13 protein-coding genes and 1 pseudogene are annotated in these 13,375 nt (G+C 72.0%); 11 read left to right on the top strand and 3 right to left on the bottom strand.

The window, feature by feature from the left end; all coding sequences use genetic code 11:
• Positions 1–74: 74 nt before the first annotated feature.
• The 3 genes from GGG17_RS09580 to GGG17_RS09570 all read left to right on the top strand — a co-directional run bounded on the left by GGG17_RS09580 (position 75) and on the right by GGG17_RS09570 (position 2,295).
• Complete coding sequence (locus tag GGG17_RS09580) at positions 75–227, top strand: hypothetical protein (protein WP_154593480.1); 153 nt, start codon at positions 75–77, stop codon at positions 225–227.
• A 110-nt stretch (positions 228–337) separates the two neighbouring features.
• A complete protein-coding gene (locus GGG17_RS09575) occupies positions 338–1,324 on the top strand; it encodes a uroporphyrinogen decarboxylase/cobalamine-independent methonine synthase family protein (RefSeq protein WP_311966568.1) in 987 nt (328 codons plus the stop codon).
• A complete protein-coding gene (locus GGG17_RS09570; RefSeq protein ID WP_154593479.1) occupies positions 1,321–2,295 on the top strand; it encodes a DMT family transporter in 975 nt (324 codons plus the stop codon). The genes GGG17_RS09575 and GGG17_RS09570 overlap by 4 nt, the downstream gene beginning before the upstream one ends.
• Here the strand turns inward: GGG17_RS09570 and GGG17_RS09565 are convergent, their stop codons facing one another.
• A complete protein-coding gene (locus GGG17_RS09565) occupies positions 2,296–2,628 on the bottom strand; it encodes a TfoX/Sxy family protein (RefSeq protein WP_154593478.1) in 333 nt (110 codons plus the stop codon). It lies immediately after the preceding gene.
• 66 nt (positions 2,629–2,694) lie between these two features.
• On the opposite strand from GGG17_RS09565, the gene ligA reads away from it, so the two are divergent.
• From ligA to gatB, 5 genes are all read left to right on the top strand, one after another.
• A complete protein-coding gene (gene ligA, locus GGG17_RS09560) occupies positions 2,695–4,875 on the top strand; it encodes an NAD-dependent DNA ligase LigA (RefSeq protein ID WP_154593477.1) in 2,181 nt (726 codons plus the stop codon).
• Between the two features lie 210 nt (positions 4,876–5,085).
• Positions 5,086–6,591 carry a sodium/proline symporter PutP gene (gene putP / locus GGG17_RS09555; protein ID WP_154593476.1) on the top strand — a complete coding sequence of 502 codons (1,506 nt, stop codon included), beginning with the start codon at positions 5,086–5,088 and terminating at the stop codon, positions 6,589–6,591.
• Between the two features lie 40 nt (positions 6,592–6,631).
• Positions 6,632–6,928 (top strand): Asp-tRNA(Asn)/Glu-tRNA(Gln) amidotransferase subunit GatC, encoded by a 297-nt coding sequence (gatC, locus tag GGG17_RS09550; RefSeq protein WP_154593475.1) that lies wholly within the window; start codon positions 6,632–6,634, stop codon positions 6,926–6,928.
• A gap of 8 nt (positions 6,929–6,936) precedes the next feature.
• Positions 6,937–8,502 (top strand): Asp-tRNA(Asn)/Glu-tRNA(Gln) amidotransferase subunit GatA, encoded by a 1,566-nt coding sequence (gene gatA / locus GGG17_RS09545; RefSeq protein ID WP_154593474.1) that lies wholly within the window; start codon positions 6,937–6,939, stop codon positions 8,500–8,502.
• A gap of 3 nt (positions 8,503–8,505) precedes the next feature.
• Positions 8,506–10,014 (top strand): Asp-tRNA(Asn)/Glu-tRNA(Gln) amidotransferase subunit GatB, encoded by a 1,509-nt coding sequence (gene gatB / locus GGG17_RS09540; protein WP_154593473.1) that lies wholly within the window; start codon positions 8,506–8,508, stop codon positions 10,012–10,014.
• 392 nt (positions 10,015–10,406) lie between these two features.
• Here the strand turns inward: gatB and GGG17_RS09535 are convergent, their stop codons facing one another.
• Positions 10,407–11,018 carry a DUF937 domain-containing protein gene (locus GGG17_RS09535; protein WP_154593472.1) on the bottom strand — a complete coding sequence of 204 codons (612 nt, stop codon included), beginning with the start codon at positions 11,016–11,018 and terminating at the stop codon, positions 10,407–10,409.
• Positions 11,019–11,173: 155 nt separating this feature from the next.
• Between GGG17_RS09535 and GGG17_RS09530 the strand changes: the two are divergent.
• The 3 genes and pseudogenes from GGG17_RS09530 to GGG17_RS09520 form a co-directional block, all read left to right on the top strand.
• Positions 11,174–11,377 (top strand): annotated as a pseudogene (locus tag GGG17_RS09530) (MoaD/ThiS family protein); the annotation flags it as partial.
• A gap of 34 nt (positions 11,378–11,411) precedes the next feature.
• Positions 11,412–12,341, top strand: a complete 930-nt coding sequence (locus GGG17_RS09525; protein WP_154593470.1) for a 2-hydroxyacid dehydrogenase — start codon at positions 11,412–11,414, stop codon at positions 12,339–12,341.
• A 12-nt stretch (positions 12,342–12,353) separates the two neighbouring features.
• Positions 12,354–12,656, top strand: a complete 303-nt coding sequence (locus GGG17_RS09520) for a GNAT family N-acetyltransferase (RefSeq protein ID WP_019287852.1) — start codon at positions 12,354–12,356, stop codon at positions 12,654–12,656.
• Between the two features lie 22 nt (positions 12,657–12,678).
• Here GGG17_RS09520 and GGG17_RS09515 read toward each other — a convergent pair whose 3' ends face one another.
• Positions 12,679–13,332: a TetR/AcrR family transcriptional regulator gene (locus tag GGG17_RS09515; RefSeq protein WP_154593469.1), complete on the bottom strand. Its 654-nt coding sequence runs from the start codon at positions 13,330–13,332 to the stop codon at positions 12,679–12,681.
• Positions 13,333–13,375: the final 43 nt, after the last annotated feature.

Below are 13,375 nucleotides of genomic sequence, written 5' to 3'. Positions count from 1 at the left end.
GGCCGGGTATGCGACGTACCCCATCAGCGGTCGGCACCCACGACGTCGGCCGCACGACCGCCAAGGAGACGACCATGACGGACATCGATCCGCAGAGCACGGAGCTGCGCAACCACGAGCTCGCCGACGAGGACACCCGCCAGCACACCGAGACCGCCGTCGAGGGTGACACGCAGGACCAGCAGGACACCGAGCGCGCGCACGCGGAGGACCCCGCCGAGGGCTGAACCTCCCTGGTGAGAGGCGACGAATGGGGGTCATCCGCGACGGGTGACCCCCATCTGTCGCCTCTCGGACGAAGTGCGAGGTGGGAGCCGGATCGCGCTACCGTCGGGGCGTGACGAGAGCGACAGGGATGGGTTCGTGGCCGGGCACCGACGTGCGCGAGACGCAGCGTGGGGTGCGCGAGCTCTTCGCCGAGCACGGCCTGCCCTACCTGCCCGAGCTGCCGGACCGCGGTCCTGGCGCCGACATGATCGGGCGCGCCGCGGCGCTCCTCGTGGACCTGCACGTCGACCTGCAGCCGATGGGCTGGCGGTTCGTCGACCGTCCCGGCCGCGACGCCGAGCGTGCGCGCACCTGGTGGCGCCAGGACCTCGACGAGCTGGCCGAGACCTTCGACGGCTACGAGGGCGAGCTCAAGGTCCAGGTCGCCGGGCCGTGGACCCTCGCGGCGTCGGTGTGGCTGCACCGCGGCGAGCGCAGCGTCGTCGACCCGGGCGCCGTGCGTGACCTGGCGGGCTCGCTCGCCGAGGGCATCAGGGGCCACGTGGCCGAGGCCGAGCGCCTCGTGCCGGGGGCCCGCGTCGTGCTCCAGCTCGACGAGCCGTCGCTGCCCGGGCTGCTCGCGGGCCGCCTGCCCACCGCCAGCGGCTTCGGCCGGATCCCCGCCGTCGACTCGTATGTCGCCGCCAACCTCGTGGGGGAGGTGCTGCAGGCGGCGGGGGATCGGCATACGGCCGTCCACTGCTGCGCCAAGGGCACGCCCCTGGCCATGCTGCGCACCACCGGCGCGTCCGCGCTGGCCGTCGACGCCACGGTGCTCGGCCCCAAGGGCTGGGAGTCCTTGGCGGCGACGCTGGAGTCGGGCACCGACGTGTGGCTCGGCAGCTATGCCTCGGCGTCGCCGCTGCCGACCGTCGCCGCCGTCCACGACGGGTTGGTGCGTCGTTGGCACGAGCTCGGCCTGGCCGCAGCCGATCTCGCGGAGGTGACGGTCTCCCCGGCGTGCGGGCTCGCGGGCCTGTCGCCGTCCGACGCGGTCGCCGCGCAGCGCCTCGCCGTGCAGGTCGCGGAGGCGGTCACCGAGACGGCCCTCGGATGAGTGCTCCCCGGATCCCCTGGCAGCTCAAGTGGATCGGGCTCGTGCTCATCTGGGGATCCAGCTTCCTGCTGATGAAGGTCGGGCTCGACGCCCTGGCGCCCCTGCAGATCTCGACGCTGCGGGTGCTGTCCGGGGCGCTCGTCGTCGTCACGCTGCTGCACCTCGGGCGGGGCCGGCTGCCCAGCCAGCGCCGCGCCTGGCTGCACCTGCAGGTCGTCGGATTCTTCCTGTGCACGGCGCCGTTCACGCTCTTTGCGCTCGGCGAGACGCGAGTCAGCTCGGCGCTCGCCGGCATCGGCAACGCGGTCACGCCCATCGCCACCGTCGTCCTCACCATGCTCTTCGTCCGGGACGAGCACTACTCGCTGCCGCGCCTGCTCGGGGTGGTGCTGGGCTTCCTGGGGGTCGTGGTGATCATGCAGCCGTGGGCGGTGCACGAGCGGCCGGACCTCCTGGGTTTCGGGATGACCTTGGCCGCAGGCATGTCCTACGGCGTCGGCTGGACCTGGCACCGCCTGCACCTCAAGCGCTACGACCCGGGTGGGCTCAGCATCCCGGCGGGCCAGCTCGTGAGCGCCTCGGGGCAGCTCGTGCTGCTGCTGACGGTGTGGTGGGCGCTCGGCGGTTCCGGGCTGGCGGCACCGTGGTCGGCGCGACTGGTGCGGCCCGAGGGGTCGGCGACGTGGTCGCTGCTCGCCGTGCTCGTGCTCGGGGCGGTCGGCACCGGGTGGGCGTTCACCGCGCAGTTCGACGTGGTGCGGGCGGCCGGGGCGACCGTGGGGACCTCGGTCACCTATCTCATCCCGGTCGTGTCGGTGCTCCTCGGGGTGCTCGTGCTGGGCGAGCACGTGACCGCGTGGACGTTGGTGGGATTCGCGTTCGTGCTCGCGGGTGCGCTGCTGATCGGCCTCGGCAACCGATGGGCCACGGCATACGGGGCCCGCCGAGGCGCGGGGCGCACCATCGGCTGATCACTTCGCGGGCAGGGACCGCGCGAAGTCCAGCCCCACCTCGAGCCAGCCTCGCAGACCCTCGTCCGTCGCCAGCGTGCGCTCGTCGACGACCAGCCAGTTGTGCAGCGCCCGGCCCTGCATCACCATGCGGTTGGTGCCGGGCTCGGTGGCCAGGCGGTCCGCCTCCTCCGGGTCGCAGCGCAGCATGAGGCTGCCGCGGCTGGTGGCGGCGACCGCCAGGTTGCCCGATGCCAGGAAGGCCAGCCCGCCGAACATCTTCTTCTCCGTCACGTCCAGGTCGTCCTGCACGTGCGCCCGGATGCGGGCGGCGAGGTTCTCGTCATACGCCATGACACCGATCATGACCCAGCGGGGCGCAGGCAGGGGCCTGTCGGACCTGTCTGGCACGATGCTCGTATGGCGAGGAGCAAGCCCCCCACCAGCGGGGTCACCGATGACGAGGCGGACATCCCGACGAGCGGCACCGAGGTCGCCGACGCGTCGGTCGCGGCTCGTCACGAGTGGACCGACCTGGCCCAGCGCGTGGTGGAGGCGCAGGAGGCCTACTACGGCCAGGACGCCCCGACGATCTCCGACGCCGAGTACGACCAGCTGATGCGTCGCCTCCAGGCGCTCGAGGACCAGTTCCCTGACCTGCGGACGCCGGACAGCCCGACCCAGCGGGTGGGGACCTTCCACCAGGCGACGGACTTCGCCCCGGTCACGCACCGGGAGCGGATGCTCAGCCTCGACAACGTCTTCTCCGCCGACGAGCTCGCCGAGTGGCTGGCGCGGGTCGAGCGGGGGCTGGAGGGGGCGCCGCACTACCTGTGCGAGCTCAAGATCGACGGGCTCGCGATCAACCTGCTCTACGAGGGCGGTCGTCTGACGACGGCGGCCACGCGCGGCGACGGCCGGGTGGGGGAGGACGTCACCCCCAACGTCCGCACGGTCGAGGGGATCCCGCACCGGATCACCGGCGACGACGTGCCGGACGTGCTGGAGGTGCGCGGCGAGATCTTCTTCCCGATCGAGGCCTTCGGCGACCTCAACGCGAGCCTGGTCGAGCAGGGCCGGGCGCCGTTCGCCAACCCGCGCAACGCGGCGGCAGGATCCTTGCGGCAGAAGGACTCTCGTATCACCGCGACGCGCCCGCTGCACATGCTGGTGCACGGCATCGGCGCGCGGTCGGGCTTCCCGATCACCCGCCAGAGCGAGGCCTACGAGCTGCTCACGGCGTGGGGCTTCCCGACGTCCAGCCACTACCGGGTCTTCGGCAGCCCGCAGGAGGTGCTGGACTTCGTCGCCCACTACGGCGAGCACCGGCACGACGTCGAGCACGAGATCGACGGTGTCGTCGTCAAGGTCGACGAGATCGCGCTGCAGGGGCGGCTCGGGACGACCTCGCGGGCACCTCGGTGGGCCATCGCCTACAAGTACCCGCCCGAGGAGGTCAACACGACCCTGCTCGACATCCGGGTCAACGTCGGCCGGACGGGCCGGGTGACGCCCTACGGCGTGATGGAGCCGGTCAAGGTCGCCGGGTCGACCGTCGAGATGGCGACCCTGCACAACGCCTTCGAGGTCGTGCGCAAGGGCGTGCTCATCGGCGACACCGTCGTGCTGCGCAAGGCCGGCGACGTCATCCCCGAGATCCTCGGCCCGGTCGTGGACCTGCGCGACGGGTCCGAGCGGGAGTTCGTCATGCCGACCCACTGCCCGGCGTGCGGGACCGAGCTCGCCTACGAGAAGGAGGGTGACAAGGACATCCGCTGCCCCAACGCCCGGTCCTGCCCGAGCCAGCTGCGCGAGCGCATCTTCGGCCTGGCCTCGCGGGGAGGTTTCGACATCGAGGCGCTCGGGTGGGAGGGCGCGATCGCGCTCCTCGACGCGGGCGTGATCGCCGACGAGTCCACGCTGTTCGACCTCACCGCCGCCGACGTCGCCCGGGTGCCGCTCTACACCCGCGCCGCCACCAAGAAGGAGCTGGCCGATCCGGAGGCCGTGCCCGCGCCGGGCGTCGTGGACGGGCGCGTGCTGTCGGCCAACGGCCGCAAGCTCGTGGACAACCTCGCCCACGCCAAGGAGCAGCCCCTGTGGCGCGTCCTTGTGGCGCTGTCGATCCGACACGTCGGACCGACGGCGGCCCGGGCGCTCGCCACGCACTTCGGGTCGATGGACGCCATCCGCGCGGCGTCGGTGGACGAGCTGGCGGACGTCGAAGGGGTCGGGGGCGTGATCGCCGAGTCGGTCGTGCAGTGGTTCGAGGTCGACTGGCACCGCGAGATCGTCGACCGGTGGGCGGCGGCCGGGGTGCGCATGGCGGACGAGCGGGACGCCTCCGTCGAGCGCACCCTCGAGGGTCTCACCGTCGTCGTGACCGGCTCGCTCGAGGGCTTCACCCGTGACTCCGCCAAGGAGGCGATCATCGCGCGCGGCGGCAAGGCGGCCGGTTCGGTCTCCAAGAAGACCGATTTCGTCGTGATCGGCGAGGGCGCGGGCAGCAAGGCCGCCAAGGCCGAGGAGCTGGGACGCCCGATCCTGGACGAGGCCGGGTTCGTGCGCCTGCTCGGGGAGGGCCCGGACGCGGTGTCCTGACGGGGCGTTGCGCCGGTTGCCTGATCCCCTCCATCTGGGGGCCCCTCGGCAGCCCACCCCGCCGAGAGCGCCGGGAGAAGGCTTGAGGGCCAGCGTCACGATCCGGCCACGCAGGCCGCGGAGGTCGAGGGACTCACCCGTTCAGCGGCATACTCGTGCGCACCGGCGCGGCAGGAGCAGGCGCCCTGAAGTGAGACTGGAGTCTCGGCCATGAGCGACCAGACGTGGCAGATCATCTCGATGGTGATCTACCTGATCGGCATGATCTACATCGGCTACTGGGCCTACCGGCGAACGGCGGGCCTCGGCGACTACATGCTCGGCGGGCGCGGCCTCGGCCCCGCCGTCACCGCCCTGTCCGCCGGAGCCGCCGACATGTCCGGCTGGCTGCTCATGGGTCTGCCCGGCGCGATCTACAAGACCGGGCTGGTCGAGGCCTGGATCGCCGTCGGCCTGACGATCGGCGCCTGGCTCAACTGGAAGCTCGTGGCACCCCGCCTGCGGGCCTACACCAAGGTGGCGAGCGACTCGATCACCATCCCGAGCTTCCTGGAGAACCGCCTGCGCGACCGCTCACGCCTGCTGCGGGTCGCCTCCGGCATCATCATCCTCGTCTTCTTCACGTTCTACGTGTCCTCCGGGATGGTCGCGAGCGGCGTCTTCATGGAGAAGTCCTTCGGGATGGAGTACCACGTCGGGATGCTCCTGATCGTGGCGGTGACGGTCGGCTACACCCTGTTCGGCGGCTTCCTGGCGGTGAGCTACACCGACTTCGTCCAGGGGCTGATGATGTTCCTGGCCCTGATCGCCGTGCCGCTGCTCGGGCTGTTCGCGGTCGGCGGGCCGTCCGGGGCGATGGAGTCCATCCGACAGGCCAACCCCGACGCCCTGTCCATGGTCAAGGGGGCCACCGCCGTCGGCGTCATCAGCTCGCTCGCCTGGGGCCTCGGCTACTTCGGGCAGCCGCACATCATCGTGCGCTTCATGGCGATCCGCACCGTCGAGGAGACCAAGCAGGGCCGCCGCATCGGCATCGGGTGGATGGTCCTGTCCTGCCTCGGTGCCATCGCGACCGCGTTGATCGGCCTCGCCTACTTCCAGCAGCACCCGGCCGACAAGATCACCAACCCCGAGACGGTCTACATCGCGATGGGGCAGATCCTCTTCCACCCGATCGTCGCCGGGTTCATGCTCGCCGCGGTCCTCGCCGCGATCATGAGCACCATCTCCTCGCAGCTGCTCGTGACCTCGTCCGCGCTGGTCGAGGACCTCTACAAGATCATCGCGCGCCGCGAGGGGTCGGACTCGTCATACGTCCTGCTCGGTCGCCTGGGCGTGCTCGCGATCTCGGTCATCGCCGCGGCCCTCGCCTGGACGACGGACTCGCCGATCCTCGCGCTCGTGGCCTTCGCCTGGGCCGGCTTCGGCGCGGCCTTCGGGCCGACGATCCTCATGGCGCTCTTCTGGCGCAAGCTCACCGCGCAGGGCGCCATCGCCGGGATGGTGACCGGTGCCATCCTCGTCGGCATCTGGGGAACGCGCGACGGTGGCATCTTCGACCTCTACGAGATCCTGCCCGGCTTCGTCGGCAACCTGGTCGTCACCACCGTGGTCAGCCTGATGACCCACCGGCATGACGCGGAGATCCACGCCGAGTTCGACGAGACAGTCCGTCAGGTGCGTCGCGAGGAGCGTGCGGCCGCCTCAGAGGCCTGACCGGCAGGAGGGGCGGCGGCGCGCCACTAGACTGGCGACCATGTCTTCCCTGTCCCGTGACCAGGTCGCGCACCTGGCCAACCTCGCGCGCATCGAGATGACGGACGCCGAGCTCGACACGATGGCCGGGGAGCTGGCCGTCATCCTCGACTCGGTGGCCCAGGTGGGCGAGGTCGCCGCCGCCGACGTCCCCCCGATGTCGCACCCGATGCCCCTGACCAACGTGACCCGCCCTGACGTGGTCCGCCCCGGCCTGACCCGCGAGCAGGCTCTGTCCGGCGCGCCGGAGCAGGAGCTCGACCGGTTCCGGGTGCCGCGCATCCTGAGTGAGGACTGATCTCCCGTATGACGACCACCGACCTCACCCGCCTCACCGCTGCCCAGATGGCCGACGGCCTCGCGGCCGGTGACTTCACCTCCTTGCAGCTCACGCAGGCCCACCTCGACCGCATCGCCGCCGTCGACGGCTCCGTCCGGTCCTACCTGCACGTCGACGCCGAGGGCGCCCTCGCCACGGCCCGCGAGGTCGACGAGGCCCGCGCCGCCGGCGAGCCGCTGCACCCCCTCGCGGGCGTGCCGATCGCCGTCAAGGACGTCATGACGACCGTCGGGCTGCCGACGACCTGCGGCTCCAAGGTGCTCGAGGGCTGGATTCCACCGTACGACGCCACGGTGGTCAGCAAGATCAAGGCCGCGCGCCTGCCGATCCTCGGCAAGACCAACATGGACGAGTTCGCGATGGGGTCCTCCACCGAGCACTCGGCCTACGGCCCGTCGCACAACCCCTGGGACCTCGAGCGCACCCCCGGCGGCTCGGGCGGGGGCTCGAGCGCCGTGGTCGCGTCCTTCCAGGCGCCCCTCGCGACCGGCACCGACACCGGCGGCTCGATCCGCCAGCCTGCCTCGCTCACCGGCACGGTCGGTGCCAAGCCGACGTACGGCGGCGTCTCCCGCTACGGCCTCGTCGCGCTCGCCTCGTCCCTCGACCAGGCCGGCCCCTGCGCCCGCACCGTCCTGGACACCGCCCTGCTGCACGAGCTGATGGGTGGTCACGACCCGCGCGACTCGACGTCCATCGACCAGCCGGTGCCGCCGGTCGTCGAGGCCGCCCGCAGCGGCGACGTCTCCGGCCTGCGCGTCGGCATCGTCAGGGAGCTCACCGGCGAGGGCTACCAGGCGGGCGTCCAGCAGCGTTTCGACGAGGCCGTCGAGCTGCTCCGCGCCGGTGGCGCCGAGATCGTCGAGGTCTCCTGCCCCCACTTCGACTACGCCCTCGGCGCCTACTACCTGATCCTGCCGAGCGAGGCGTCGTCCAACCTCGCCAAGTTCGACGCCATGCGTTACGGCCTGCGCGTCGCCCCGGCCGGGGTTGAGGCGCCCAGCGCGGAGCAGGTCATGTCCGCCTCCCGCGAGGCGGGCTTCGGCGACGAGGTCAAGCGGCGCATCATCCTCGGGACCTACGCCCTGTCCAGCGGCTACTACGACGCCTACTACGGCCAGGCGCAGAAGGTCCGCACGCTCATCGCGCGCGACTTCGAGGCCGCCTTCGCACAGTGCGACGTGCTGATCTCCCCGACGATGCCGACCACGGCCTTCCGGCTGGGGGACAAGCTCGACGACCCGATGGCGATGTACCTCAACGACGTCGCCACCATCCCCGCCAACCTCGCCGGCATCCCCGGCATGTCGGTGCCCGTGGGGCTCGCGCCCGAGGACGACCTGCCCGTGGGGCTGCAGGTGCTCGCGCCGGCCATGGCCGACGACCGGCTGTACCGCGTGGCGGCCTACGTCGAGCGCGAGCTGGAGAAGGCCTGGGGCGAGCCGCTGCTCGCCAACGCGCCCGACCTGGGAGCCGCGACGCCTGCCCCCGGCACGCCCGACCAGACCTCCGAGACGCGGAAGGACGGCTGACCCATGGCCACCACGCACGTCGAGCCCGTCCTCGACTACGACGAGGTGCTCGAGCGCTTCGACCCGGTGATGGGCCTCGAGGTCCACGTCGAGTTGAGCACCGCGACCAAGATGTTCTGCTCCTGCGCGACGACGTTCGGCGCCGAGCCCAACACCCAGGTGTGCCCGGTCTGCCTCGGCCTGCCCGGCGCGCTGCCCGTCGTCAACGCCAAGGGCGTCGAGTCGGCGATCCGGATCGGCCTGGCGCTCAACTGCGAGATCGCGCAGTGGTGCCGGTTCGCGCGCAAGAACTACTTCTACCCGGACATGCCCAAGAACTTCCAGACCTCGCAGTACGACGAGCCCATCGCGTTCGACGGCTACCTGGACGTGGAGCTCGAGGACGGCACGACCTGGCGGGTCGAGATCGAGCGGGCGCACATGGAGGAGGACACCGGCAAGTCGCTGCACATGGGCGGCGCGACCGGTCGCATCCACGGCGCCGACTACTCGCTGCTCGACTACAACCGGGCGGGGATCCCCCTGATCGAGATCGTCACCAAGCCGGTGGTCGGCGCGGGGGAGCGTATGCCGGAGGTCGCCAAGGCCTATGTCTCGGCGATCCGTGACCTCATGCGGGCGCTCGACGTGAGCGACGCGCGCATGGAGCAGGGCTCGATGCGCTGTGACGCCAACGTCTCGCTGATGCCCAAGGGGTCGACACAGCTCGGCACCCGCACCGAGACCAAGAACGTCAACTCGCTGCGGTCGGTCGAGCGGGCCGTGCGCTACGAGATGACCCGGCACGGCGCGATCCTGTCGTCCGGCGGCACGATCCTGCAGGAGACGCGGCACTGGCACGAGGACACCGGGGTCACGACCTCGGGGCGAGAGAAGTCCGACGCCGAGGACTACCGCTACTTCCCCGAGCCCGACCTGGTGCCCGTCGCCCCGAGCCGCGAGTGGGTCGAGGAGCTGCGCGCCACCCTGCCCGAGCCTCCCGGCCGGCGGCGCAAGCGGCTGCAGGGGGAGTGGGGCTACTCCGACCTGGAGATGCGCGACGTCGTCAACGCCGGCGCGGTGGAGCTGATCGAGTCCTCCGTCGCCGCCGGCGCCACGCCCGCCGCCGCCCGCAAGTGGTGGATGGGTGAGGTGTCCCGTCGCGCCAACGACCAGGTCCGTGACCTCGCCGACATGGGCGTCACGCCGGAGCACGTCGCCGAGCTGGACGGGATGGTCCGGGACGGCCGGCTCAACGACTCGATGGCCCGTCAGGTCATGGACGGCGTGCTGGCCGGCGAGGGGTCGCCTCGCGAGGTGGCCGACGCGCGGGGCCTCGAGCTGGTGCAGGACGACTCCGCGCTCGAGGCCGCGGTGGACGAGGTGCTCGGCCGCAACGCCGACATCGTCGCGAAGATCAAGGACGGCAAGGTGCAGGCCGCCGGGGCCCTGATCGGTCAGGTCATGAAGGCTATGAAGGGCCAGGCCGACGCCGGCAAGGTCCGCGAGCTGATCATGACCAAGTGCCAGTGACCGGGCGCGCGTAGCCATCGCAGCCGGGGTCACCCACCGAAGGTGACCCCGGCTGGGGCATACCGGCCTGCTAGGAGGCCCGCTGCGCCCGGGTTGGGCTGGCCGAGCCAGGCGGTGAACAACGCCTGCGAGGTGGCGGTGCGCATGGCCGAGCCCAGCGACGAAGTGCGGTCGGACCTCACGCACCCGCTCGTCATAGCTGCGGACGTCGAGCAGCAGCACCGCGCGGTCAGGGGTGACATTGCTCCTGGCCCAGGACTGGAGGGGCAGCGCGTCGGTGTCGGCGCGGAAGAGCACGCACGGGCCCCTCGCCGTTGCGCAGCACGCCCACCACGTCGCTGGCCAGGACGTCGGCGACGGCGACCGCGACGGCTCTCGTGGTCGCTGCGTCCTCAGCGGCGGCCGGCGCCGAGCAGCCCGCCCAGCACGTCCCGGATGATCGTGCCCGTGTCGAAGCCCCGGGCCTCGCGCTGGTCGGCGTTCTGCTGGGTGCCCATCCCCGTCTGCCCGGTGGCTGAGCCGAGCACCGAGCCGAGGATGTCGCCGAGGACGGTGTCGCCCACGCCCCCACCCTGCGCCTGTCCCAGGCTGCCGCCGGCGCCGGCCTGGCCGAGGACCTGCTTGGCGAGCCAGGACATGACGATCGGGGCGAGGATCGGGATCAGGCGCTGCACGAGCGGCCCGCCGACGCCCTGCAGGCCGCCGAGCTGCTGGGCCACCTGCTCCTGGTTGCCCCCGAAGATGTGGGCGGCGATGGCCTCGCCGTCGCGGGTGTCCACGGCCCCCAGGTCGACGGGGCCGTCCGTCAGCCGGGGGTCGTGCTGGCTGAGGGCCCCGGAGATCGACCGGGCGCCCGCGGGGTCGGCCGCGTTGGCCTGCAGGCCCCCCAGCAGCGCGGGCAGGACCGCGGCGGCGGCGTGCTGCACGTCCTCGGGCCGGGCGTCGAGCTGCTGGGCCAGGTCGGCCACGGGAAGCGTGCGCAGGATCTCGTCGACGGCGGTCATGGGGGCTCCTCGGGATAGGGGTCGGGGTGGTCCACCGCCAACCTACGACAGGCGGGGGCCCGTGGGAGCACCCGCACCGCCCGCAGTGGAGCGAGGGCTTCGGCGGGGGGGGGGGGGGGTGATCCACACGGTCCTGCCGCACCGACGGGGCCGACCTCGCCGCCGCCCTCGACGCGCTGCGTTCCTCACCCGCGCCACTTCCCCTGGTGGAGAGCAGGATCCGTGACGAGACGGATGAGCTGCGCAAGCACGTCAACGTCTTCGTGGACGGGGTCGACGTCGAGCGGGGCGCAGGCACCGGCACGGTGCTGCGTGAGGGGGCCACGGTGATCATCCTGTCCGCCGTCTCGGGCGGGTGAGCGAGCCTCGGCGGAACGACATACGGTGGGGGGCATGACCCTCGTGACCCTTGCCGACCAGGACTGGATCGACCGCGTGGGCCCGGTGCCCGGGGTCGAGATGATCCCGTGGGACCTCACGGGCCCGTGCCCGCGGGCGGACGAGGTGGAGATGGTCGTCGCCCCCTACACCCTGTCGGCGGACGGGTTCGAGCGGCTCGCCGACCTGCCGCGGCTGCGGGCCTTCCAGCTGCTGTCGGCCGGCTACGAGCACGCCGTCCCCTTCGTCCCTGAGGGGGCGAGCCTGCTCAACGCCCGTGGCGTCCACGCCGCCGGCACCTCCGAGCTCGCCCTCACGCTGACCCTGGCGGCGCAGCGTGGCGTCCCCTGGATGCTCGAGGGCCACCGCCGGCAGCACTGGCAGGACAAGCACTTCGAGCCCGGGCTGGCCGACCAGCGCGTCCTCGTGGTCGGCTACGGCGACATCGGGCAGGCCATCGTGCGCCGGCTGCAGCCGTTCGAGCCCGAGATCACCGTGGTCGCGAGCCGGGCCCGCGCCGGGGACGACCTCGTCGAGCGGGTGCACGGCATCGACGAGCTCGACGCCCTCGTGCCGCACCAGGACGTGATCATCCTCATCGTCCCGCACACGGACGCCACCGACCGGCTGGTGGACGCCGACTTCCTGGCCTCGATGCGCGAGGGGGCGCTCCTGGTCAACGTCGCCCGCGGGCGCGTCGTCGACACCGACGCCCTCGTCGCCGCGACGCGGTCGGGGCACGTGCGCGCCGCCCTGGACGTCGTCGACCCGGAGCCGCTGCCCGACGGTCACCCGCTGTGGTCCACCCCCGGGGTCCTGATCGCGCCGCACGTCGGCGGTCTGGCGCACGGGTTCTGGCGCCGCGCGAGCGATCTCGTCCGCCGACAGCTGCACCACATCGCGTCGGGCGAGCCCTTCGACAATGTCGTGGAGATCGCGCGGTGAGACACTGTACGCATGGCTGAGCACATCACCGTGACCCGCGAGGACAGCCGGCACCGCTACGAGGTGCGTCTGGACGGCGAGCTCGCAGGCTTCGCCGACGCCTACGTCGAGGGTGACGAGGCCGGTGGGAGTGGGGTGGTCGTCGTGCCGCACACGGAGGTGGACCCCGCCTTCGGCGGGCAGGGGGTCGGCTCGGCCCTCGTCCAGGGGCTGCTCGAGGACGTGCGCGCTCGGGGTCTGGTCGTGCGGCCGCTCTGCTCCTTCGTGGCGGCCTACCTCGACAAGCACCCGGAGTACGCCGACCTGCGGGCCTGACCGGTCCGCCGAGCCGGGTGGATCAGGCGGGTGATGCCGTGCCGTCGGTGTCGTCGTCCCGGGTCAGCGCCGCCTCCAGCACCGCCACCAGATGGTTCTCGAGGTCGTCCGGGCCGACCTGGGCCGGGTCCAGCAGGTGCTGCAGGGCGCCCCCCTGAAAGGCCGCGAAGAGCAACCGGGCGAGCTCCAGGCTGCTGACCGGCAGCCGTATGCCGTGCCGCCGCAGGTAGCCCTCCAGCGTGGCCGCCGTCTCCTGATGGCCGCGGGCGACGACCTCGCGCCAGGCCGCCCCCGCCTCGGGGTCGCGGATGGCGTGCAGCATGAGCTCGGTCTGCAGCAGCAACCACTGCTGGCGCTCGCCGGGCTGGTCGGACCACAGGGTCAGCACCCCGTGCAGCAGCTCGCGTGGCGTGAGGTCGTCCTCCTCCGACAGCTCGCGGACCCGGTCGCGCAGCCGGGCGGTGCGCTGCGCGACGAGCTCGACCACCAGCTCGTCTCGGGACGCGAAGTTGGAGTAGAACGCCCCGCGTGTGAATCCCGCACGGTCGCAGACGTCCTCGACGCTCGTGCCGTGGAACCCCCGCTCCGCGAATGCCTGGGACGCCGCGGCGAGGATCCGCTGACGGGTGGCCTCGCGACGTGCGGACCGCGGCGGGGCATCACTGCGAGTGGTCATGCCCTCACGATACACCTGTGAATTGAATACGGGAATGAACCCG

The organism is Arsenicicoccus cauae (assembly GCF_009707125.1).
Classification (GTDB): Bacteria; Actinomycetota; Actinomycetes; order Actinomycetales; family Dermatophilaceae; genus Arsenicicoccus; species Arsenicicoccus cauae.
This window is presented reverse-complemented; position numbering and strand designations above follow the sequence as displayed.

Excerpts from the sequence above, each read along its gene's own strand:
- GGG17_RS09580 (WP_154593480.1), top strand. The coding sequence starts at position 75 with ATGACGGACATCGATCCGCAGAGCACGGAGCTGCGCAACCACGAGCTC.
- GGG17_RS09570 (WP_154593479.1), top strand. The coding sequence starts at position 1,321 with ATGAGTGCTCCCCGGATCCCCTGGCAGCTCAAGTGGATCGGGCTCGTG.
- GGG17_RS09565 (WP_154593478.1), bottom strand. The coding sequence starts at position 2,628 with ATGGCGTATGACGAGAACCTCGCCGCCCGCATCCGGGCGCACGTGCAG.
- ligA (WP_154593477.1), top strand. The coding sequence starts at position 2,695 with ATGGCGAGGAGCAAGCCCCCCACCAGCGGGGTCACCGATGACGAGGCG.
- putP (WP_154593476.1), top strand. The coding sequence starts at position 5,086 with ATGAGCGACCAGACGTGGCAGATCATCTCGATGGTGATCTACCTGATC.
- gatC (WP_154593475.1), top strand. The coding sequence starts at position 6,632 with ATGTCTTCCCTGTCCCGTGACCAGGTCGCGCACCTGGCCAACCTCGCG.
- gatA (WP_154593474.1), top strand. The coding sequence starts at position 6,937 with ATGACGACCACCGACCTCACCCGCCTCACCGCTGCCCAGATGGCCGAC.
- gatB (WP_154593473.1), top strand. The coding sequence starts at position 8,506 with ATGGCCACCACGCACGTCGAGCCCGTCCTCGACTACGACGAGGTGCTC.
- GGG17_RS09535 (WP_154593472.1), bottom strand. The coding sequence starts at position 11,018 with ATGACCGCCGTCGACGAGATCCTGCGCACGCTTCCCGTGGCCGACCTG.
- GGG17_RS09525 (WP_154593470.1), top strand. The coding sequence starts at position 11,412 with ATGACCCTCGTGACCCTTGCCGACCAGGACTGGATCGACCGCGTGGGC.
- GGG17_RS09520 (WP_019287852.1), top strand. The coding sequence starts at position 12,354 with ATGGCTGAGCACATCACCGTGACCCGCGAGGACAGCCGGCACCGCTAC.
- GGG17_RS09515 (WP_154593469.1), bottom strand. The coding sequence starts at position 13,332 with ATGACCACTCGCAGTGATGCCCCGCCGCGGTCCGCACGTCGCGAGGCC.